Origin of the sequence: Psychromonas sp. SA13A (assembly GCF_011378715.1) — a bacterium.
In the GTDB taxonomy this organism is placed as follows: Bacteria; Pseudomonadota; Gammaproteobacteria; order Enterobacterales; family Psychromonadaceae; genus Psychromonas.
The window spans coordinates 29338-52602 of the sequence record NZ_WTKU01000014.1 but is presented as its reverse complement, the minus strand read 5'-3'; the positions used below and the strand labels follow the sequence as shown (position 1 = coordinate 52602).

Here is a 23265-nt window from a genome sequence, read left to right as displayed (position 1 = left end):
TTTGGCATTTGGCGGCGTTTCACAGCTATTTACGAATCATGCCTAATGATGCAAAACTTCATGAATCGTTTCGGCCAAACTTTTGCTTATTCCATTTAACTTAGCTAACTCATCAATACTCGCAGATTTCACTCCCTGTAAGCCACCGAAATGATTGAGTAACATTTGGCGTCGTTTAGCGCCTACGCCAGCAATTCCTTCTAGCGTACTCGTACGCCTTACTTTATCTCGTTGCTGACGATGCCCCATGATAGCAAAGCGATGAGATTCATCTCGAATCTGTTGAATCAGGTGTAAGGCAGGAGAAGTACTGTCTATCTCTAATATTTCATGGCTATCAGCCAAAATAAGTGTTTCTTCACCCGCTTTACGTGCAACACCTTTAGCGATACCGATCAACAGCGGATATTTATCGGGGAAGTTATGCTCCAGTGAGCTAACAATTGTTTCAGCTTGGCTCAATTGCCCTAAACCACCATCAATAAAAATAACATCAGGCGTTGTTTCTGCACTTTGTAAATCTTTAAAGCGACGTGCTAATACTTGCCCCATTGCCGCATAATCATCCCCAGGAGTGATCCCAGTAATATTAAAGCGACGGTAATCAGATTTTTTAGCACCTTCACGGTTAAAGACAACACAGGAAGCCACTGTTTTTTCGCCCATCATATGTGAAATATCGTAACATTCCATACGTTGAATAGGTTCGGTCAGTTCTAGTTTTTCTTCGAGCAAGTTATAACGTTGTAAGATAGATTTTTGCTGACTCAAGTGCGTGCTTAAGGCCACATTCGCATTGGTTTTAGCTAATTTAGTAAAGCGTAAGCGCTCACCACGCATCACTATTTTAAGTTTAGTTTTATAACCACTATGCTCTGAGAACAGTTCTTCAAAAATTTCGCGGTCACTAAAATCATCACTTAATAATATTTCACGGGGAATAGCACGACCATTTTGCCCAGATAGGTAAAATTGACTCAAAAAGCTACTAAGCACTTCTTCTTCAGAGCTATTTTTGGGCACTTTAGGAAAGTAATTACGACTACCTAATACACGCCCCTGTCGAACGAATAACATATGAATACTGGCAACACCATGCTGATAGCTAAAACCTAATACATCTAATTGTTCAACTTCACCGCTCACCCACTGTTGCTCTTGTACTTTTTTCAGGGATTGAATTTGGTCGCGTCTTACGGCGGCTTTTTCAAACTCTAGTGTTTGGCTCGCAGTCTCCATCTCATTCACTAATTCTTCAATTACATGCTGACTTTTACCCTGTAGAAAAGCGGTCGCTAAATCGACCTGATGCGCATATTCCTGCTCAGGCATCGCATTCACACAGGGCCCTAAACAACGCTTTAATTGGTATTGTAAACAAGGTCGAGAACGGTTTTTATAATAGCTATCTTCACATTGACGGATCGGAAATAACTTTTGCATTAAATGCAAACTTTCTCGTACCGCCCCACCACTTGGATAAGGACCGAAGTAAGTACCTTTGCGCTTTTTATTTTGCGAACGCACTAGGGTTAACTGCGGGTGTTTATGGTCACTTAAAAATAGATAGGGATAAGATTTATCATCACGCAGCAACACGTTATATTTAGGTTTATGCTGTTTGATGAAGTTATGCTCAAGGATCAACGCTTCCGTTTCGGTATGCGTGATAGTGACTTCAATACGAACAATATGACTCACTAAAGCCAATGTTTTAGGGTGTTTTTGAGTTAAGCTAAAATAACTGTTTAAACGTTTTTTAAGATTTTTAGCTTTACCAATGTAGATGATTTGATCTTTATCATCGAACATACGGTACACGCCAGGCTCAGTGGTCACTGTTTTTAAAAATGCATCTGAATTAAATTTGCTCATAAGCAGAATGTGGCTCACCGGTAAAGTTTAGTCGCTGATTAAGTGTAAACTGAGGATATAAAAAAGCACCTTATATTAAGGTGCTTTTTGAATTTTTTAACAAAGTATCTGTTTATAGTGTATCCGCATCCAGCATTCCATAACGAATAGCCAAATGAGTCAACTCTACATCTCCATGTACTCCTAATTTATCAAATAGACGATAGCGATAACTATTGATAGTTTTAGGGCTGAGACTTAATTGCTCAGAGATATCAACAACACGTTGTCCCTTGGTGATCATGATCATGATCTGTAGTTCGCGTTCAGACAACACACGAAATGGATCTTCATCATTAGGTGACAACTGTGATAATGCCATTTGTTGTGCGATTTCAGGCGTTAAATAACGCTGTCCTGAATGCACGATACGAATTGCATTTAACACTTCTTCAGGGCAAGCCCCCTTACTTAAATAACCAGCTGCACCTGCTTGCATTACTTTGGTTGGAAATGGATTTTCAGTATGCATGGTTAACATAATGATTTTAATATCTTCATTGATGCGCAAAATTTTATGCATCGCATCAAGTCCGCCAATACCTGGCATATTAATATCCATTAAAATTACATCTGGTTCATTACTACGGCACCACTTAACAGCGTCTTCTCCGCTTTCAGCTTCGCCAATTACTTTCATGCCTCGAACATCATCAATGATACGGCTTATCCCTGTACGAACTAATTCATGGTCATCGACCAGCAGGATATTTATCACTAAACTTCTCCGTATGAGTAAAGAATTACTCATGATACTAATATGAGCTAATACTAATTGTAATAATTAAACGTGCTATTTTAGTTGTTAAAATAGCTTACTTTTTGGTGGTAAGTTAAATAAAGGAAATAACCCTTTATAGCAACCTACACCGCAAACTAAACTATCTTTCCGCATAAAATTTAAAACACATACTTAATGCAATCGGCATAACACTGATTTAACGTGCGTCATATTACCCAAGCTAAAACATATCGTATAAATAAAATGTACGATTTGTTAACCACTTAACAATTGTTACAATAGACAAGTGGCATTCGCTGCATTATATCAAACGATTTAAAGACTTAACCTGATCTTGCACCATTATGTATGCAGTTATTTTTGTCACTTGATTATTCATCTTTAGGTTAAGGAATAAAACCTAGCGCAAAAATAAACAATCAAAATAGCGAACATTATTACAGTCTTTAAATCGAATGGTAGCCAATACTACTAGCATAAGATCGCTAAATAAAGCGCTTACCATTTGCTACTTTTTGCTAAAAACCAGCACTTTTTCTGTTAGATAATTTATTATCAGGAAAAAAAAAGGCCGCTCGAAAGCGACCTATCCTATCATAAAATAGGTTATTTACTTATATCGTCAAAAAATGTTTTTAAGCTATTCAAAAAACCTTCAGACTTAGGCTGGTGCTTTTTACTACTACCTGAACCCAATGAGTTTTCAAACTCTTTTAATAATTCACGCTGTTTGCTTGATAATTTAACTGGTGTTTCAATAGTCACTTTACACATTAAATCACCTGTAGAGTGACTACGCACTGATTTAACGCCTTTATTACGCATACGGAACATACGTCCTGTTTGCGTTTCTGCAGGTATTTTTAGTTTCACGCGGCCATCTAAAGTAGGGACTTCAATTTCCCCGCCTAATGCAGCTTCAGTAAAGCTAATTGGCACTTCACAATATAAATCATTACCGTCGCGCTCAAACACATCATGCGGACGTACATTCATCTGTACATACAAGTCACCAGCAGGTGCACCTTGCTCTCCCGCTTCACCTTCGCCGCTTAAACGGATACGGTCGCCAGTATCAACGCCGGCTGGAATTTTAACTGATAAAGTTTTACTGCGCTCGTAACGGCCTTCACCGTGACACTTGTTACATGGGTCAGTGATAATCTTACCTTTACCACGACAAGTAGGACACGTTTGATTAACTGCAAAGAAACCTTGACGCATTTGCACCTGGCCTTGGCCATGACAAGTGCCACAAGTCTTAGTATCTGTGCCTTTCTTAGCGCCAGAACCATTACACTGTTCACAATGTACTAATGTTGGAATTTGGATTTCTTTAGAGATACCTTTAACGGCCTCTTCTAATGTTAGCTCCATGTTGTAGCGTAGGTCTGAACCTTGTTGAGGACGCTGCGCTCCGCCACGGCGGCCACCACCAAAAATATCTCCGAAGATATCGTCAAAACCGCCACCGCCGAAACCACCACCGCCTTGACCTTGCTGATTAACACCATCGTGACCATATTGATCAAATGCGGCTTTCTTTTGGGGATCGCTAAGAATTTCGTAAGCTTCTTTTACTTCTTTGAATTTTTCTTCTAGCGCATCATCACCTTTAGTACGATCTGGGTGGTACTTCATCGCTAAGCGTTTATAAGCTTTTTTAACTTCTTTCTCTGACGCATCTCGGCTTAAACCAAGTACCTCATAACAATCTCGTTTAGACATGGTTATTTCTCAAATCTCTGTTTATTGAAAACAAACACGCGGATTATAGATAAATCCATAACCCGCGAGTTGAAACGATCTTACTTATTTAGGGGTTACCTAATTATTTTTTCTCGTCTTTTACTTCTTCAAACTCAGCATCAACGATGTCATCATCTTGCTTAGCTTGTGCTTCTGGTTGTTCTGCACCGGCTTCACCAGCTTGTGCTTTTTGTTGAGCAACTTCAGCTAGTTTTTGTGATGCTTCAGCTAGCGCTTGAGTTTTAGTTTCAATTGCTTCTTTGTCTTCGCTTTTAATTGCAGCTTCTAGTTCAGTTAACGCAGCTTCGATTTTTTCTTTATCATCAGCTGGTAGTGCGTCGCCTGCTTCTTCAATTTGTTTGCGAGTGCTGTGTACTAATGCATCACCTTGGTTACGTGCAGTTACCATTTCTTCGAACTTTTTATCAGCATCAGCATTTGCTTCTGCGTCATTTACCATTTTTTCAATCTCTTCGTCAGATAGACCTGAGCTTGATTTAATCGTAATTTTTTGTTCTTGGTTTGTATCTTTATCTTTAGCAGATACATGCAAGATACCATCAGCATCCATATCGAATGTTACTTCGATTTGTGGTGCACCACGAGATGCAGCACGAATACCTTCTAGGTTGAATTGACCTAAAGATTTGTTATCCGCAGCACGTTTACGCTCACCTTGAAGAATGTGGATAGTTACCGCACTTTGGTTATCTTCAGCAGTTGAGAATGTTTGTGACTGTTTAGTTGGGATAGTTGTATTTTTATCAATAACTTTCGTTAATACGCCACCCATTGTTTCGATACCTAAAGATAACGGTGTAACGTCTAATAATAATACGTCAGTTTTGTCACCTGAAAGTACAGCACCTTGAATCGCCGCGCCCATTGCAACTGCTTCATCAGGGTTAACATCTTTACGTGCTGCTTTACCAAAGAACTCAGCAACTGCTGCTTGTACTAAAGGCATACGAGTTTGACCACCAACTAAGATAACATCATCGATGTCACCAACAGATAAGTCAGCATCTTTAAGTGCAATACGTAATGGCTCAAGTGTTGCTTTAACCATATCTTCAACTAAAGACTCTAATTTAGAACGAGTTACTTTAATGTTTAAATGTTTAGGACCTGATGCATCTGCAGTGATGTATGGCAGGTTGATATCAGTTTGTTGTGCAGAAGAAAGCTCTATTTTTGCTTTTTCAGCAGCTTCTTTAACACGTTGCATCGCTAGTGGATCTTTAGTTAGATCGAAGTTTTGCTCTTTTTGGAACTCTTTAACTAAGAAGTTGATTAGACGGTTATCGAAATCTTCACCACCTAAGTGCGTATCACCATTAGTTGCTAATACTTCAAATGTTTTTTCGCCATCTACTTCGTCGATTTCAATGATTGAAATATCGAAAGTACCACCACCTAAGTCGTATACAGCAACAACGCTGTCGCCTTTAGAATTGTTAACACCGTAAGCAAATGCAGCAGCCGTTGGCTCATTGATGATACGTTTAACATCTAGACCCGCGATACGGCCAGCATCTTTAGTTGCTTGACGTTGAGCATCGTTAAAGTAAGCAGGTACAGTAATTACAGCGCCAGATACTTTTTCACCTAGGTAATCTTCTGCTGTTTTTTTCATTTTTTTCAAAACTTCAGCAGAGATTTGTGGAGGCGCCATTTTATTGCCGCGTGCTTCAACCCATGCATCACCGTTATCAGCTTTTACAATTTTGTAAGGCATGATTTTAATATCGCGTTGTACTTCTTCATCTTCAAAGCGACGACCGATAAGACGTTTGATAGCAAATAAAGTATTTGTTGGGTTAGTTACAGATTGACGTTTAGCAGGTTGACCTACTAAGATTTCGCCATCTTCTGCATAAGCAATGATTGAAGGAGTAGTACGTTCGCCTTCTGCATTTTCAATGATTTTAGCTACATCGCCATCCAGTACAGAAACACATGAATTCGTAGTACCTAAATCAATACCGATAATTTTACCCATTTTAACTCTCTCCACACTTGTTAATGTTGTTACTTGTTTAGTTGACTAACTGCACGCTGGCAGTGTCTGTTCGATACTTTATATATAAGGGGCTATTTTTTTGTTTCAAGGGCTACAAGCAAAAAAAATGACTTTTTTTTAAATAATGCTTATTGCAGTAAATCACTAAGCTGCTCTATTGCTTAAAATCAATGATTAAAGCGCTACATTTTTATAAAGCAACAAACAACCGCTCACTTGTCTCTAGGCACAATATTGAGTTAATCAAAATTATTTAAAGCAATGCCTTTAACCGCCCCTGCCTAACATTTAATAGTTAGGGCGATGTAGTCATAAAAAAAGGTGCTAAAGCACCTTTTTATTCATTTTTATTTTAGCCAATACTTTTACAAGCTTTTAGCTTTCAAAAAATTTATTCTGCAGCTTTTGAAACCACAACCATTGCTGGACGAATAACTTGACCGCCATTTAACTCATAACCTTTTTGCATAACAGCAACAACTTGGTTAGGCGCAACACCTTCAACCACTTGCATACTCATTGCTTGATGCTTTTCAGGGTTTAATGTTTCACCAATTGGATCGATTTGTTGAATACCGATGCTTGCAATCGCTTTCAATAGTTCAGTTAAAGTCATTTCAACGCCATCAACCATAGGTTTTAAGGTTTCATTCTCTTTATCTGCGTGTTGAATTGCTAGTTCTAAGTGATCAACAACTGGCGTTAATGCATTAGCAAATGTTCTTAAAACAGATTTACGACGGTTTTCAGCGTCAATACCTGCTTTACGGATTTCATTTTGAGAGAAAGCTTGAGCACGGATCACAAGATCTTTTTGCTCTGATAATGCTTCTTCAGCCAACGCTAATTTTTTAGTTAACGTTTCAATTTGAAGAGCTTGCTCATCAACAACTTCGACAGCAACATCTTCAGTTATTGTTTCTGCATTTTGCTCGGCAGCTTCTTCGCCTAAAACGGTTTCAATTGCTTCTTCAACAGTCTTTTTTTGTTCTTCGCTCATAATTCAATCCTACTTAATATTATTTGGGTCAGTTTTATAAGCTCTATTATGGGGATAGTAATAATAGTTTCAAGCCTGTTAATAAAAACATTTATAACAGGTATACTGAAAGTCATCGTTTTTTCGCAAGTAGGCATTCTATGAGTCTGGATAATCAGCAACAATCTGAATTTAAAACCATTGGGTTAATCGGCAAACCACAACACAGTGAAGCGCTACAGACACTAACTAGCCTGTATTATTTTTTAGAAGCTCGTGGTCATTCAATCATTGTTGACCTGCGTTTAGCAGATGATTTAGAGCTACCACAAATACGCTATGAAGATTTAGTGGGGATTGGCCAAAAATGCGATTTAGCGATAGTCGTCGGTGGCGATGGATATATGTTAGGGGCTGCTAGAGTGCTAGCACGATTCGATATTTCAGTGATTGGTGTAAATAGGGGTAATTTAGGTTTTTTAACAGATTTAGACCCTGATAACTTTGAACAACCACTTAGTGAGGTATTAGAAGGTAACTATCAAACTGAACATCGTTTTTTATTAGAAGCACAAGTGCATAGCCACGGCCATATGAAAAGCAGTAGCACAGCGGTTAATGAAGCAGTGTTACATCCCGATAAAATTGCACATATGATCGAATTTGAAGTATATGTTAATGATAACTTTATGATCAACCAACGTGCAGATGGTTTGATCCTATCTACTCCAACCGGTTCAACAGCTTATTCTCTGTCAGGAGGCGGCCCAATTTTAACGCCAAAACTGGATGCGATTAGTTTATTACCGATGTTTCCTCACACCCTTAACAGCCGCCCTATTGTTATTGATGCCAATAGTATTGTGCGATTAAAAATGGCACAGTCTAATACGATAGAAATGCAAATCAGCTGCGACAGTCATGTTAATTTATCAGTGTTACCTGGCGATGAAGTCATTATTAAAAAGACGCAGCATAAATTGCACTTGGTGCACCCTCATAATTACAACTACTTTAACGTGCTTCAAACTAAATTTGGCTGGGGTAATAAACTGTTTTAATATATTTAACTGACTAAAAACCAGTACAGACTACCCAAGGTTTGTATTGGTTTAAGTGTTCCCCTAACCATTACCATTCAATCTCCCCTTTCAACACGTATTTGTTATTAACCAAAACAACATTTCTATATCAATAAGAAAATGAACAGTATTAATAAATTAACGAAAATTAGACAAACAGCACTTTACTGTTTAAAAAAACAGTATTAAACTGCAATCATAAACTGTTTATTTAAACAGTACTTTTAAAACGAGTGTTTTAAACTACTGCTTTTAACTAATGGTCATTTCGTTGTTAATATAATCGTTAAGATAATCATAGGATATCTATTTTATGCTAAGCCAATTAACTGTTCAGAACTTTGCAATTGTGAAATTTCTAGAGCTTGATTTTCACCAAGGTATGACCACAATCACAGGTGAAACAGGTGCAGGTAAATCAATTGCTATCGATGCATTAGGCCTATGTCTTGGTGACCGCGCGGATGCAAGCATGATCCGCCAAGGTACAGATAAAGCAGAAGTGAGCGCTCGCTTTAACCTGAGTGACACACCAAATGCACTTGCATGGTTAAGTAATAATGATTTAGAAAATAGCCTGAGCGATAACCCTAACGAATGTTTATTACGCCGAATTATTACTAAAGAAGGACGTTCGCGTGCTTACGTTAATGCAACCCCTGTACCGCTTTCTCAGTTAAAAAGTTTAGGCCAGCTATTAGTTAACATTCACGGTCAACATGCACACCAAAGTTTATTACGTCCTGATATACAGCTATCGATTATTGATGAATATGCCAACCATCAACAACTAGTACAAAAAGTAAAAGACACTTACCAAGGCTGCCACTTTCTAAAAAAACAATTACAGCAACAACAGTTAAGTCAGCAAGAAAAACAAGCACGTAAACAGTTATTGGAATACCAAATCATTGAATTAGATGAGTTTGCATTAGCAGAGGACGAGTTTACAGAAATAGAGTCCGAGCATAAAAAATTAGCCAACAGTGGCGCGCTCTTAGAGAACACACAAATCAGTTTAAGTTTATTAACGGATTCAGACGACGTTGATGCACTAACACTATTACAGAAAAGTATTTCATTACTTGAATCACAAGTTCAGCACGATAGTAAGCTTGAAAGCATTGTCACTTCGTTACAAGAAGCCGTGATTCAAATTGAAGAAGCAGGCTACGAATTACGCCAATACAGTGAACAACTAGAACTGGACCCAGAACAATTTGAGCAATTGGAATCACGTTTAAGCCAAGCGCTGACATTAGCAAGAAAGCACCAAGTTCAACCAGAAATGTTATATACGTTCCACCAAAAACTTAGCAAAGAATATCAACAACTTAATAATAGCGAAGCACAAATAGAGAAACTGACGATTGATCTTGATAGCGCAAAACAAGACTATATTAAACATGCACAAAAACTCAGTCAAAGCCGTCAGCGTTACGCAAAAGAATTAAGCAAAAAGATTACTCAAAGCATCCAGAAACTTAATATGGAAGATGGTCAATTTGAAGTTGCAATGACTCAACACGGTGCTGATAGCCTTAGCCCTCTTGGTATTGATGGCATCGAATTCCAAGTTGCAGCAAATGCAGGGCAAGGGTTACAAAATTTAGGTAAAGTTGCGTCGGGTGGGGAATTATCACGTATCAGCTTAGCGATTCAAGTGATCATCAGCCAACGCGTTTCAACACCAACGTTAATTTTTGATGAAGTTGATGTAGGTATCAGTGGGGCAACGGCGGCAGTGGTTGGTAACTTATTACGTCAACTTGGTGAAAGTACACAAATATTTTGTGTTACGCATTTACCGCAAGTAGCAGGTAACGGTCATCAACATATGATTGTTAATAAACATAGTGACGGTAAAAGTACCAATACTAATATGCAATTATTAGATGAATCAGAACGTATTCATGAACTCGCAAGGTTATTAGGCGGAGATAGTATTACCGAACATACATTAGCTAACGCAAAAGAATTGTTAATTTCATAAATGAGTTAATTGGTTAATTTCATAAATGAGTTAATTGGTTAATTGGTTAATTGGTTAATTGGTTAATTGGTTAATTGGTTAATTGGTTAATTGCCCGCCCCCATTATCAATCAAAATGCATTACTCATTCAAGGTAATGCATTACCTACCACCTAACTATTAAGCCTTGTTCCGCCTTAACCTATTTTTTGCAATAAAAACTGATTAAGTCCAGCTTGTAGGTAATATCAATTCTCACGCTGATCATGGAAACTAGGTGTAATGATACTGCGCAGAATAACGAAACCACGCAAAGCAATAACCTACCTCACAAAACAAAGCGGCGCTAAATAATCTATTAAATGTTTAATGCGGTTAGTGAGACAAAACCAAAAGAACAAAGCGGTCACTAAAATAGTTTGATATATTAAAACCACTTTTCTCGACTGGCTTTAGCAATGAAAAAATTACTTTCACTGATATTTATTATTACCCTCTCTGGTTGTTCTCAATTTAATAACTCAGATTCTGAAGACAATACGCTATTAACAAATCAGACTTGGGAACAGCAACAGCAAGCATTACAACAACTTGATCACTGGACACTCACCGGTAAGCTGGCTATTTTCCTTGAGTCGGATCGCCAAAGTGCCAATATTTATTGGCAACAACAAGGTGATGATTATTCAATTCAATTAACTACTTTTATTGGTACTCGTATTCTACAAGTCACTAAAAATGAACAAGGAGTTGAGATTATCAACAATGATGATGAAGTGTTTACAGGACAAGATGCCAACACTTTAATTAAACAACTCTCCCCTGGTTTAGATCTTCCTATTGCTGCCTTACAACAATGGATCAAAGGTAATCCTGCGAATGCCTCTTACCAACTCAATGATCAACAGCAAGTCAGTGAACTAGTGGGTTTAGATGCAAGCCAAAATATTTGGGAAGTTGACTTCCAACAATACCAAGTTTTCTCTGGCACCCTTTTACCCACCAAAGTAAATCTTAAGCGCGATGATATCCGCGTCAAAATAGCTATTAATCAATGGAAAGTAACAAACTAATCGAGTTTATTATGCAAACTGAATCTATTCGCTGGCCTGCACCTGCGAAGTTAAACCTTTTTTTATATATCACCGGACAACGTGCCGATGGTTACCACGAATTACAAACCTTATTTCAGTTTATTGATCGCTGTGATCACCTCACCATAACTGCGAATAACAGTGGCAATATTAGCATCAGTCCTGCTATTGAAGGTGTGCCACTGGAAAGTAATCTTATCTATAAAGCTGCGATGTTATTAAAACAACATACAGGTTGCTCATTGGGTGCGCATATTGATTTAGAGAAAAACCTCCCGATGGGTGGTGGCTTAGGCGGCGGTTCATCGGATGCAGCGACAACACTAGTCGCACTCAATTACCATTGGGATTTAGATTTAAGTGAACAGACCTTAGCTGAGCTAGGTAAATCATTGGGCGCAGACGTACCTATTTTTATTCATGGAAAAGCTGCAATTGCAGAAGGCGTGGGCGAAATTTTGCATTCCGTTCAGCCGAAACAAGCTCATTATTTAGTAGCGGTACCAGATTGCCATATTTCTACCCCTGAAGTCTTTAAAAATCCATATTTAAAAAGGGATACAAAAAAGCTTCAACATGAGCAACTTATGAGCAACAAATGGACAAATGATTGCGAACCTTGCGTCAAAAAACACTATCCGGTGGTTGCTAATACCATCGACTGGTTGCTAGAATACGCCCCGACTCAAATGACTGGGACAGGGGCATGTGTGTTTAGCACATTTGACCATGCTAATGAAGCTGAGTTATTAGCACAACAAACGCCAGAATGGTTGAATTGCTTCACCGCGGAAGGCTTAAATACTTCACCTCTACGTGAATTATTATCTACAAAAAAATCAGACTAATTAGTTGAAATTTCAATTAATTACACTTGTTAATGACATTGCGTCATTGACTAAATCAACAGGATGAAAGAGGTCCTCAAAGTGCCAAACATGAAACTATTTGCAGGTAACGCAACACCCGATCTAGCTCAGAAAATAGCAGATCGTCTTTTCATCAAATTAGGAAGCGCAGACGTAGGTCGTTTTAGTGATGGCGAAATTCACGTGCAAATTAATGAGAATGTTCGTGGTGATGATATTTTCATCGTGCAATCTACTTGTGCACCAACGAACGACAACTTAATGGAATTGATTGTAATGATCGATGCACTTCGTCGCGCATCAGCTGGTCGTATTACAGCTGTAATCCCATACTTTGGTTACGCTCGCCAAGATCGCCGTGTTCGCTCAAGCCGTGTTCCAATTACTGCTAAAGTAGTTGCTGACTTCCTTTCAAATGTTGGCGTTGACCGTGTAATGACTGTTGATTTACATGCTGAACAAATTCAAGGTTTCTTCGATGTACCTGTTGATAACGTATTTGGTAGCTCAGTGCTATTAGAAGATATGTTAGAGAAAAAACTAGAAAACCCAATGATTGTTTCTCCAGATATCGGTGGTGTAGTTCGTGCACGTGCACACGCTAAACTATTAGATGATGCTGATCTAGCAATCATTGACAAACGTCGCCCTAAAGCAAATGTTGCTCAAGTTATGCATTTGATTGGTGATGTTGAAGGCCGTAACTGTATTATCGTTGATGACATGATCGATACCGGTGGTACATTATGTCAAGCAGCTGTTGCTCTTAAAGAACGTGGCGCATTATCAGTTTATGCTTATGCAACACATGCTGTTTTCTCTGGTTCAGCACTAGAGAACATTAAAAACTCTGTAATTGATGAGTTTATCGTAACGGATTCTATCCCATTAACAGATGAAATCCTTGCGACTGGTAAAGTTAAGCAACTGACTTTAAGCGGAATGTTAGCTGAAGCTATTCGCCGCGTGAGCAACGAAGAATCAATTTCTGCGATGTTCCATTACTAGGTTTCATGTTTTACTTTTATAACTAAGGAAACAACGAGATAGTTACCCTCTCTTTGTGTTCTATTTTGAGAAGCGCTTATTTGTTATAAATAAGCGCTTTTTTTATGCATTTAATTTGTACAAAAGCGTTTACTGAGTTACTATGGCGCGCCTTTTTTATACACCCTAACGGGGAAAAAGGCGGTTATCGCTGGTCGCAAACGATAATCTATTTTAATTTGAAAAGACATTTTGTTTTTTCAACAATGGAGTTTTACCATGTCAATTACATTAGTAGCAACAAGCCGTACAGATTTAGGGAAAGGTGCGAGCCGCCGCCTACGTCACACAAACCAAACACCTGGTGTTGTATACGGTTCAGGAAAAGATCCTGTATCTCTTACTTTCGAACACAAAGAATTAATGAAAGTTGAATCTATTGAAGCTTTTTACTCTTCAGTATTGAACTTAGAAATTGATGGTGTTTCTGAGCAAGTATTGCTTAAAGCTATTCAACGTCACTCTTTCAAAGAGCGTATCCAACATTTAGATCTTTTACGTGTTGATGCAACACATAAATTACAAACAACTGTACCGCTGCACTTCTTAAACGAAGAAACTGCTACAGCTGTTAAAAATGGTGGCGTTATTGCTCACTTAGCAAATGAGTTAGAAGTAACTTGTTTACCAGCTGATTTACCTGCGTTCATCGAAGTTGATATCGCAAATGTTGAAATTGGTGGAACAGTTCACATCTCTGATATCACATTACCTAAAGGTGTTGAGTCTGCTGAGCTTGCTAAAGGCGAAGAGCATGATTTACCAGTACTAGCTATCACAGCTAAGAAAGTAGCTGCTGAAGGCGAAGAAGAAGAAGCAACAGAAGCAGCTGACGCTGCTGAGTAATCGTGTCAACTACGATTAAATTGCTTGTGGGCCTGGCTAATCCAGGCCCCGAATATGCAAATACTCGACACAATGCCGGACAATGGTACATACAACAACTCGCCTCACAAGAAAACATTCAGCTAAAACCTGAAGCAAAGTTTTTTGGTCTTACCGGTCGTATTCAGTTTGCGGGTAACGACATTCGTTTATTAGTTCCAACTACATTTATGAATCTTAGTGGTAAAGCTGTTATCGCAATGGCAAAATTCTACCAAATTAAACCAGAAGAGATTTTAGTAGCCCATGACGAGTTAGACATTTCCCCAGGAGTAGCAAAGTTTAAACTGGGTGGCGGTCATGGTGGGCATAATGGCTTGCGAGATATCATTTCCAAGTTAGGCAATAATAAAAATTTCTACCGTTTACGTATCGGCATCGGCCATCCGGGCGATAAAAGTCGTGTTAGCGGTTATGTACTTGGTAAAGCAACAAGTACTGAACAGAATTTGATCGAGCAAAGTATCGATGAAGCTGCCCGTTGCACACACATTTTAGGTGTTGACGGCATAGAAAAAGCGATGAATCGCTTACATAGTTTCAAAGCACAATAACAGTTAATTAATAGGATAAAATCATGGGTTTTAAATGTGGTATCGTTGGTTTACCCAATGTTGGTAAATCGACCCTTTTTAATGCATTAACAAAAGCAGGCATTGAAGCGGCTAACTTTCCTTTTTGTACAATCGAGCCAAATACTGGCATCGTTCCTGTACCTGATCCACGTTTAGATCAACTGGCTGCGATTGTAAATCCGCAGAAAGTTTTACCAACGACCATGGAATTTGTTGATATCGCCGGTTTAGTTGAAGGCGCATCAAAAGGTGAAGGTCTTGGTAATAAATTCCTAGCAAACATTCGTGAAACAGATGCTATCGGACACGTTGTGCGTTGTTTCCAAGATGACAATATCGTTCATGTTGCGGGTAAAATAGACCCACAGGAAGATATTGACATCATCAACACTGAATTAGCACTAGCCGACTTAGAAAGTTGTGACCGCGCTATTTTACGCTTAGGTAAAAAAGCCAAAGGCGGCGATAAAGACGCTAAATTCGAATTACCTATTCTAGAACGTATCAAAGCACATTTAGAAGCTGACGGTATGGTTCGTGGTTTAGAACTTGAAAAAGAAGAACGTGCAGCAATAGACTACCTAAGCTTTTTAACGCTTAAACCGACTATGTACATTGCTAACGTTGCTGAAGATGGTTTTGAAGATAACCCATTCTTAGACAAAGTACGTGAAATTGCAGAGAAAGAAGGCGCGGTAGTTGTACCTGTTTGTGCTGCGATTGAATCTGAAATTGCAGAATTAGATGATGAAGACAAAGCTGAGTTTTTAGAAGGTATTGGTCAAAGCGAACCAGGTCTTAATCGAGTTATCTACAGCGGTTACGAGCTATTACACCTACAAACTTACTTCACAGCTGGTGTTAAAGAAGTACGTGCTTGGACAGTGCCTGTTGGCGCAACTGCACCGCAAGCAGCTGGTAAAATTCATACTGATTTTGAACGTGGTTTCATCCGCGCTGAAATTATTAGTTTTGATGACTTTGTTGAATTTAAAGGCGAAGCCGGCGCAAAAGAAGCAGGTAAATGGCGTTTAGAAGGTAAATCTTACGTCACTAAAGACGGCGATGTGATTCACTTCCGCTTTAATGTTTAAAGGCTAATCTGCTTACTAAATATCAAAAGGCAACTTCGGTTGCCTTTTTTGTTTTTACTTTTTAGCTTTTTTCTTTTTTCTTTTTTCTTTTTTCCCTGCACAGTTAAAAACGATAAGCTAAGAAAAACCTAAATTAAGCAATTTCTAACCTGTTTCTACCATTCTTTTTCGCCTCATATAAAGCATCATCGGCACGTTTTAAAAAGCGTCCAAAATTTTCATCTTGCTCTGATATTTTTGCCATACCGATACTGATAGTGACATTAATATTGTGCGGGTTAAGTGATTCAATCGCATCCAATAAACCCACGGCTTTATTAAATGCCTCTTCATCTTCACAGGGATCAAATAGGATCACAAACTCTTCACCACCGGAGCGAGCAATCAAATCTTGATCGCTACAATCCTGCGCTAATGTTTCTGCTACTGCTTGTAAAACAACGTCACCCACTGCATGGCCATGGGTATCATTGATCTTTTTAAAATGATCAATATCTATCATTAAGACCCAAAGTGCAAAGTGATGACGTTTTGCAGTCAACACCTCTCTTTCTGCAATATCCATTAAATAATGACGATTATATAATCCAGTTAATTGATCATGAAAAGCCATTTGGTTGAGCTTATCTCGTTGCAATTTAAGCGTTAAATGTGTTTTAACACGAGCGACCACAATTGCAGGTCGAACCGGTTTAGTAATGTAATCAACGGCGCCAATTAATAAACCTCTTTCCTCATCTTTCTCAGCGTCTAAACCAGTAAGAAAAATCACAGGGATCGCAGCAGTCAGGGGGTTTTTCTTAAGCTGCTCGCAGACTTCATAACCATCCATATCCGGCATAGTGACATCTAATAAAATAAGATCAGGTTGAGGATGTATTTGAGCTATTTGCAAACATGCTGCACCATTAGTCGCAATTTTAACTTGATGCAAATCTTTTAGACATGAGGCTAATATTTTTAAGGTGACATGTGAATCATCAACAATCAACACCGATTCATTTTTAGACATAACTTTCTAAACTTCCCTATGTTTCGAATGCTGTTTACTGTTATTCGCTTAAAAATATAGCATTTTGACTTTATTCTATTTACCTAATATTCCAGTGACTCATATTTCATTGGCTAATATTGCAGTTTATTAGCCTGTATAGCGTAGCTAACTTGGTATTGTTTGCAACTCATCGAGGTTAATCAGCGCAAATTTTAATATCAATCCCTTGCTCTGAAAATAAGGCTAATAGCTTAGGGTCTGAGCTTGAATCTGTTACTAGGCAATCAATTTTGTGCGCATCACAAACTTTATGTGTCGCCATTTTTCCTAATTTCAAATAGGACGCTAAGGTCACCACTTGCTCTGATTGCTCAATAATAGTGGATAATGTTTCTGCTTCATCAATATGATTAATGCTTAACCCTTGGCTTGGATGTAACGCACACACCCCTAAAAAACTACAGTCAAAATGAATCTTTCTTAACATAGCATTAGTGGTTGCACCAAGTGCCATCACCGAAGGTTTGAATATTTTCCCACCTAACAAAATCAACTCAATATTATTATGGTGGATAAGCTTAGTGGCCACCAGCGGACTTGGCGTAACCACGGTAAAATTAAAATGCGTCGGTAAATTCATTGCAAGTTGTAGGCAAGTACTTCCCGAATCAATCAGAATCGTTTGCCCCTCTTTAATTAACGGAATAGCAGCTAGTGCAACACGTTGCTTTAAGGGGTCGATTTCTTCATGGCGTTGGCGATACTCTTGGCTTTCATGCTGCAAAGGTAAAGCGCCACCATGCACACGACGTAATTGCTTAAGTTCATCTAATAATTTTAAATCTCGGCGTACCGTATCTTCAGACACACCTAATTGCAGGCTCAATTCAGTTGCATAAACACGGCCCAATTGACTTAATAATTCAAGAATTTTGCTGTGCCTTTGTTGTTGTAACATATTATCCCCTGCGGTTTTTTTCATGATCTTACTTGATTATGCCGTAATATCTATTAATTATTCAGAGTGTTGTGCGCGAAAATACCTGCTTAAAGCGTTAAAGCGCACTTTGTTTGCATTGGCGCATCACCGTTAGATCTTTAGTTTATGCCTACAACCTTTTATCTAACGGATGTCCTGCACCTTTTACGTACCAGCTGAATCATCCGCAGCATTCGAATCTGCGGAAGCAGTACTACCAATAAAATGATATTCAGGGGCTAATTGACTAAATCCGGCTGACGCACCTTTAGTCACGTGAATTTGATGATTAATACGCTCTTTTAATGCATCCACATGGGAAATAATACCAATCAGCTTTCCAGAGGCATTAAGTCTTTCCAACGCCTCTAATGCGACTTCTAAGGTGTTTCCATCAAGCGTGCCAAAGCCTTCATCTAAAAATAACGATTCTATCTGTGTTTTATGGCTCACCAAGTTTGATAACGCTAGCGCTAACCCTAAGCTCACTAAAAAGCTTTCACCGCCCGACAATGTTTTCACATCCCGCACTGTATTTGCTTGCCATAAATCCACTACTTGTAACGCTAGTTTGTCTTCTTGATTACGCTTTAATTGATAACGTTGGTGTAAATTACCCATCTCTTGGTTAGCTAATTGCACTAGGTTATCTAAAGTTAGCCCCTGTACAAACTCTCGATACTTATTGCCGTCTGCAGCGCCGATCATCGTATTTAAAAGTTGCCAATATTCCGCATGTTCCTTACGTTTTTGTTGCTCCGCAATAATGCTAGCTTGCTTCTGTTGATTCACTTTATCGCTACTGAGCGTTGCTTTATCCGTTAACCATTGCTGATTAATCTCTTCATTTTTCTGCATATAAGTCGCGAGTTTTAACTCTAATTCAGTGAGCGAGTCTTTACTCACTTGCTGTTTAAGATGTGCTTGATGGCGATCAGTTAAAGCCGCTAATTTACTTCTATGACTTATTAGCTGTTCATTGAGTGTCGCTTGTAATGTCTGTAGCTGATTGATTTCTAATTCTGTTAACATCGCACTCTGCAACGCTTTTTGGTCATCAAAATCACTGGCTGCAAGTTTTTCAGAAAACAGCGTTTGTTGACGTTCCTTTTCTAACTGTTGTTCTTCAAGTTGCGTGTTAAGCGATGATAGCTGACCAGATGATTCATTTTGCTTGTTCAATAATGTTTGTTGCACAGACAACGCCTGATCGCGCTGTAGTTCCGCAGCAACTTGCGCTTGTTTGCTCTCATCCACTAATACTTGCTGTGGTTTATCACCAAACTGATCAAAACGTTGTTGTTTATCTTTTGATAACTGCTCATCAATCAAGGTCAACGCAGCACTTAATTCACTTGAAGTCGCTTTAATTTGATTTAACGCTTGCTCCTTTAACAACACACTTTGATTAAGTTGCTGTATCTCTTCAGATAAGGTTTTTACCTGTTGTTTATCCTGTTCAAATTCATTGATTTTTTGTTGTTGTGTGGTTAACCAAGTTTGCGGTGCGGCAAATAATTGTTTCGCCTCTTCTTCGCTCAATAAAGCAGTGATACTTTGCTTTTGCGCCGCTAATAACTCATCCTCTTGCGCTAACAGATGTGCATTGGCATTAATATCAGCTTTTACACTGGCGATGTTTTGCTCACAACTGTTGAGCTTTTGTTGCTGTGCGCTTAGCTGTTGCTGTAACTGCTGCGCTTCATTCTGTGCTTTTTGTAATTGTTCATTAAATTGTTGTAACGAATTTTGCACATCGCTAAATTTCTCTAGCTTTTGTTTTAATTCAGGCAATTGCTCACGTAATTGATTTAAACTTTGCTCAAGGTAAGGTTGTTGATAGCCAGCTTGCCACTCTGCTAATAAAGCTTGTTTGGCGGTGTTCAGTTCCTCTAATTCATTAGTTAAATTAGAAAGTTGCACTTGTTGCGCTTTATAATCTGATTGTATTCCCGCGTAATCACTGCGTGCAGTAATTAACTCTTCTTCTTTATTTTGCAAACGCCTTTCAGTATTACCATCATCCACAGGTTGATAGTTTTCTAGCGCGGGATGATCTAATGACCCGCATAAAGGACAAGCTTGATCAGGTTGAACCTGTTGCTGTAAACCCGACAAGCTTAAGATAATTTGTTCCTGTTTAAGCAAACGCTTTAAATCAGCAACATTCTGCTTAAGGATTAATCCTTTATCTTTTAAGCCCTGTAACGTCAACGCCGTTTCCTGGTGTTGCGACTTTAATAGATTAACCGCCTGCATTTTCTTTGCATTAGCGTCACCATTCAACTGAATTTTTTCTGCTAATTGAATTTGCAAAGAAACAGTCTGTTGTTCATTGTATAACTGATTAATAGCGCTATTAAGCTGGCTTGAATCAGTTAACTGATGCGCTAAAAATAATTGTTCAATTTGTTGTTTTTTATGGCTAACCAACTGCTCAGCTTGTGACTGCTGTTGTACTAATAAAGCGCCTTTTTTTTGCTCTTCAGAGTGCAGGTTCTGCTGCGTAGTTAAATGCTCAGCTAATTTTTTATCTTTATTGTTAAGCGTTAATTGATTGTGTTGATGCTTGATGAAATCACTTATCTGATGCTCAACTAAAGGCAAGTTCTTCTGTAACTGCTCAAGCGCTGGCTGTGCAGCATTTTTCAACTCCAGAGCTGTTAATGTTTTCTGCTTACCGCTTAAACTCGATTGTTCTGCTAGCAATGCGCTTTGCTTTTCGTCTATCTGCTTAGCCAATAATGTAGCGTCATGCTTTTTGTCTACTAAGCTTTGCTGCGTTGATTTAATGCTCAGATCCAGCGGGATCAACGACTTATTAATCTCAGAGAGCTGTTTTTCACTACTTGTAAAAACCTTCTCTTTGGCTTCAGAAAGGTCAGAAACCTTAAGCGCTTGTAACTTTATTTCTTCTGCTAATTGATCCGCTTGTTGCTGTCTAGTAGTGAGCGTACTTTGTAACTGCAGGCATTTTTCAGTCACTGCCTGCAAATATTCAAAGCTTTGTTTTAAACGTTGTGCTTTTTCAGCTAGCTGCAAACGCGCTTTATCTACTTCAAAATCATTCACCGCTGTTTGCGCAGAATCGAATTGTAGTTGTTGCACGGTTAACTCGTCGGCTAATGACTGTGCCGTTTGGTGCCAACGAATAGCTAACTCTAATGCTTTAACGGATTTATCATTCTCTGATTTTTTAGTCTCTAATAATTCAATATTTGCCTGTAACTGAGTAACCTCTTCTTCACCGAGTAAGGTCAATACTTGAGACTGGGCACTTAACACTTTCAACTCTGCTTGCACGATTTTATTTTGCTCAAAAACTTGCCTTGAGATTTGCGCGTAAATCTCTGTGCCCGTTAACTCTTCTAATAATTCGCCACGCTCCTTGGCCGGTGCATTTAAAAAAGCAGCAAACCCACCTTGTGCTAACAACATAGACTTTGTAAAACGAGAGAAATCTAATCCTGTTATTTCGACCACTTGCTTTAAAACGTCACTGACTTTACTGGCAATAATTTTTCCGTTGTCATCGGCTAACTCAGCAAAGGGAGGTTGTAACTTACCCAAAGCACTTTTTCTAGCTCGGCTTTGTCCCCAAAAAACACGATACTTTTTACCTTTAACGGCAAACTCAACCTCTGCTTCACAATCCCCTGTGCCACGAGTCATTAGCTCATTTTTACTGTGCGTTATTTTATCTAAGCGCGGAGTTTGTTGGTATAAAGCCAAACATAGCGCATCTAAAATAGTACTTTTACCTGCGCCCGTTTGCCCTGTGATAACAAATAACCCATTATCGACAAAAGCTTGCGATTGAAAATCTATTTTCCAATGGCCCTTTAATGAATTTAAGTTTTTAAAGCGTAAGCTACAAATTCTCATGATTGCGCCTCCACATCCGCTAACACTTGTTTGTATAACAAGGTTAATTGTTCCTGCTGAACGTCGCTGAGATGTTCTTCGCTGCTTAACCTGTATTCAAATAACTGCGTAGGTGTTAAGGTTTCAAGCGTCACCCCTTGCTGTTCGCTCCATTGGCTGGACTCATTCACCTGCGGACTACTCACTTTTAAAATCTCAATACCACTATCAACCACGATTTCATTCAATACCGACTGTAAATCTATCTCCACATAAGCTTGCTTTAATTTCACTTCAGCCCAAATTTCATCATCCTTTGACTCATTAACTAGCGCCGTTAATTGCTCACTTACTTGTTTTAAATCCCCCGTGATCACCATCAATGGCTGAAAACAAGGAATTGGATATTCATTAACTGTTAACTCTTCCCCATCAGCTTCAATAATAACCACTTGTTTTTGGTGCTTACTTTCATCAAAACTTAAAGGGATAGGTGAACCTGAATAACGAACCGTATTATTTTTTTGCACCATTTGAGAACGATGAAGATGACCAAGCGCAATATAATCAAAGGCAGGAAATAAGGTTGATGGGAAAGCCGTTAGGGTACCGATATAAATATCGCGAACAGACTCAGTAACGGAACACCCGACAGCGGTTAAATGACCAGTTGCCATTACTAGTTGATGTTGCTCAGTTTGTTTTTGTTTTGCTAACTGATAAATGTCTTCATAGGTTTGTGCGATACCCTGTTGAAGGTTCATCTGCTTTTGTTTGGCAGATAAACCATGCTCGCCACTCATCACATCCGTTGCGCGTAAAAAAGGTAAAGCACAAACCAGCCCTTTCTCACCTTTACTGTTACTTATTTCAATTATATGGTCGTTTAAATTTTCACTTAAACCAGCAAGCACAGCGACATTTAACGCGTTTAATAAAGATTTACTTTCATTTAACACCGCAACGCTGTCATGGTTACCTGAAACAATCACTAACTGCGAACAATAACTCTGCTGTAATTGCACCACAAAGTCTGCATACAACTTACGCGCATAAGAAGCAGGCGAAGCACTATCGAAAATATCACCCGCGACAATCACAGCATCTACCTTTTGGTCATTCACTGTTTCAATTAACCAGGATAAAAATTGCTGATGTTCTTTTTCACGCGTTTTCATCATAAAATACTGGCCAAGGTGCCAATCTGAGGTGTGTAATATTTTCATGTTTCACTTTTCTTGAATTAAATGAGAGCCAGTTTATCTTTTTCAGGCATATAAAACTCTATTCAGCGTTGTTTTTGATTATGTTTGCACAAAATAAAAACAACTTGATTAGCAATTAAGCAAAAAAACAAAAAAACGTTTTTTTTATTAAAAAATAGTTGACGAGGTTCACTGATA

General features: G+C 38.7%; 17 protein-coding genes. 8 read left to right on the top strand and 9 right to left on the bottom strand.

The window, feature by feature from the left end; translation table 11 throughout:
- Positions 1 to 42 precede the first annotated feature (42 nt).
- The 5 genes from uvrC to grpE form a co-directional block, all read right to left on the bottom strand.
- Positions 43 to 1875, bottom strand: a complete 1833-nt coding sequence (gene uvrC, locus GQR44_RS12965; RefSeq protein ID WP_166372182.1) for an excinuclease ABC subunit UvrC — start codon at positions 1873 to 1875, stop codon at positions 43 to 45.
- Between the two features lie 112 nt (positions 1876 to 1987).
- Entirely contained in the window at positions 1988 to 2632 is a 645-nt protein-coding gene (gene uvrY, locus GQR44_RS12960; protein WP_028868868.1) for a UvrY/SirA/GacA family response regulator transcription factor, read from the bottom strand.
- 630 nt (positions 2633 to 3262) lie between these two features.
- The gene (gene dnaJ, locus GQR44_RS12955; protein ID WP_166372181.1) at positions 3263 to 4384 is read right to left on the bottom strand and encodes a molecular chaperone DnaJ; all 1122 of its coding nucleotides are present in this window, start codon (positions 4382 to 4384) and stop codon (positions 3263 to 3265) included.
- 103 nt (positions 4385 to 4487) lie between these two features.
- On the bottom strand, positions 4488 to 6407 hold the full coding sequence (gene dnaK, locus GQR44_RS12950; RefSeq protein ID WP_166372180.1) for a molecular chaperone DnaK: 1920 nt from the start codon (positions 6405 to 6407) through the stop codon (positions 4488 to 4490).
- A 412-nt stretch (positions 6408 to 6819) separates the two neighbouring features.
- On the bottom strand, positions 6820 to 7428 hold the full coding sequence (gene grpE / locus GQR44_RS12945; RefSeq protein ID WP_166372179.1) for a nucleotide exchange factor GrpE: 609 nt from the start codon (positions 7426 to 7428) through the stop codon (positions 6820 to 6822).
- Between the two features lie 140 nt (positions 7429 to 7568).
- Here grpE and nadK point away from each other — a divergent pair, with 140 nt between their 5' ends.
- The 8 genes from nadK to ychF all read left to right on the top strand — a co-directional run bounded on the left by nadK (position 7569) and on the right by ychF (position 16025).
- Complete coding sequence (gene nadK, locus GQR44_RS12940; protein WP_166372178.1) at positions 7569 to 8468, top strand: NAD(+) kinase; 900 nt, start codon at positions 7569 to 7571, stop codon at positions 8466 to 8468.
- A gap of 334 nt (positions 8469 to 8802) precedes the next feature.
- Positions 8803 to 10482 (top strand): DNA repair protein RecN, encoded by a 1680-nt coding sequence (gene recN / locus GQR44_RS12935; RefSeq protein WP_166372177.1) that lies wholly within the window; start codon positions 8803 to 8805, stop codon positions 10480 to 10482.
- A gap of 437 nt (positions 10483 to 10919) precedes the next feature.
- Positions 10920 to 11534 carry a lipoprotein insertase outer membrane protein LolB gene (gene lolB, locus GQR44_RS12930; protein WP_166372176.1) on the top strand — a complete coding sequence of 205 codons (615 nt, stop codon included), beginning with the start codon at positions 10920 to 10922 and terminating at the stop codon, positions 11532 to 11534.
- 8 nt (positions 11535 to 11542) lie between these two features.
- A complete protein-coding gene (gene ispE / locus GQR44_RS12925) occupies positions 11543 to 12403 on the top strand; it encodes a 4-(cytidine 5'-diphospho)-2-C-methyl-D-erythritol kinase (protein WP_346774355.1) in 861 nt (286 codons plus the stop codon).
- Positions 12404 to 12484: 81 nt separating this feature from the next.
- Positions 12485 to 13432 (top strand): ribose-phosphate pyrophosphokinase, encoded by a 948-nt coding sequence (locus tag GQR44_RS12920; RefSeq protein ID WP_166372174.1) that lies wholly within the window; start codon positions 12485 to 12487, stop codon positions 13430 to 13432.
- Between the two features lie 258 nt (positions 13433 to 13690).
- A complete protein-coding gene (locus GQR44_RS12915) occupies positions 13691 to 14317 on the top strand; it encodes a 50S ribosomal protein L25/general stress protein Ctc (RefSeq protein ID WP_166372173.1) in 627 nt (208 codons plus the stop codon).
- A 2-nt stretch (positions 14318 to 14319) separates the two neighbouring features.
- A complete protein-coding gene (gene pth, locus GQR44_RS12910) occupies positions 14320 to 14910 on the top strand; it encodes an aminoacyl-tRNA hydrolase (protein ID WP_028866982.1) in 591 nt (196 codons plus the stop codon).
- Positions 14911 to 14933: 23 nt separating this feature from the next.
- Positions 14934 to 16025, top strand: a complete 1092-nt coding sequence (gene ychF / locus GQR44_RS12905; RefSeq protein WP_166372172.1) for a redox-regulated ATPase YchF — start codon at positions 14934 to 14936, stop codon at positions 16023 to 16025.
- 133 nt (positions 16026 to 16158) lie between these two features.
- Here ychF and GQR44_RS12900 read toward each other — a convergent pair whose 3' ends face one another.
- From GQR44_RS12900 to sbcD, 4 genes are all read right to left on the bottom strand, one after another.
- Positions 16159 to 17037: a diguanylate cyclase gene (locus GQR44_RS12900; RefSeq protein WP_166372171.1), complete on the bottom strand. Its 879-nt coding sequence runs from the start codon at positions 17035 to 17037 to the stop codon at positions 16159 to 16161.
- 178 nt (positions 17038 to 17215) lie between these two features.
- The gene (locus tag GQR44_RS12895; RefSeq protein ID WP_240923655.1) at positions 17216 to 18001 is read right to left on the bottom strand and encodes a DeoR/GlpR family DNA-binding transcription regulator; all 786 of its coding nucleotides are present in this window, start codon (positions 17999 to 18001) and stop codon (positions 17216 to 17218) included.
- 162 nt (positions 18002 to 18163) lie between these two features.
- Positions 18164 to 21883 (bottom strand): AAA family ATPase, encoded by a 3720-nt coding sequence (locus GQR44_RS12890; RefSeq protein ID WP_166372170.1) that lies wholly within the window; start codon positions 21881 to 21883, stop codon positions 18164 to 18166.
- Positions 21880 to 23088, bottom strand: a complete 1209-nt coding sequence (sbcD, locus tag GQR44_RS12885; protein WP_166372169.1) for an exonuclease subunit SbcD — start codon at positions 23086 to 23088, stop codon at positions 21880 to 21882. The genes GQR44_RS12890 and sbcD overlap by 4 nt, the downstream gene beginning before the upstream one ends.
- Positions 23089 to 23265: the final 177 nt, after the last annotated feature.

Coding starts and splice junctions, on each gene's coding strand:
- uvrC (WP_166372182.1), bottom strand. CDS start 1,875: ATGAGCAAATTTAATTCAGATGCATTTTTAAAAACAGTGACCACTGAG.
- dnaJ (WP_166372181.1), bottom strand. CDS start 4,384: ATGTCTAAACGAGATTGTTATGAGGTACTTGGTTTAAGCCGAGATGCG.
- dnaK (WP_166372180.1), bottom strand. CDS start 6,407: ATGGGTAAAATTATCGGTATTGATTTAGGTACTACGAATTCATGTGTT.
- grpE (WP_166372179.1), bottom strand. CDS start 7,428: ATGAGCGAAGAACAAAAAAAGACTGTTGAAGAAGCAATTGAAACCGTT.
- nadK (WP_166372178.1), top strand. CDS start 7,569: ATGAGTCTGGATAATCAGCAACAATCTGAATTTAAAACCATTGGGTTA.
- recN (WP_166372177.1), top strand. CDS start 8,803: ATGCTAAGCCAATTAACTGTTCAGAACTTTGCAATTGTGAAATTTCTA.
- lolB (WP_166372176.1), top strand. CDS start 10,920: ATGAAAAAATTACTTTCACTGATATTTATTATTACCCTCTCTGGTTGT.
- GQR44_RS12915 (WP_166372173.1), top strand. CDS start 13,691: ATGTCAATTACATTAGTAGCAACAAGCCGTACAGATTTAGGGAAAGGT.
- ychF (WP_166372172.1), top strand. CDS start 14,934: ATGGGTTTTAAATGTGGTATCGTTGGTTTACCCAATGTTGGTAAATCG.
- GQR44_RS12900 (WP_166372171.1), bottom strand. CDS start 17,037: ATGTCTAAAAATGAATCGGTGTTGATTGTTGATGATTCACATGTCACC.
- GQR44_RS12895 (WP_240923655.1), bottom strand. CDS start 18,001: ATGAAAAAAACCGCAGGGGATAATATGTTACAACAACAAAGGCACAGC.
- GQR44_RS12890 (WP_166372170.1), bottom strand. CDS start 21,883: ATGAGAATTTGTAGCTTACGCTTTAAAAACTTAAATTCATTAAAGGGC.
- sbcD (WP_166372169.1), bottom strand. CDS start 23,088: ATGAAAATATTACACACCTCAGATTGGCACCTTGGCCAGTATTTTATG.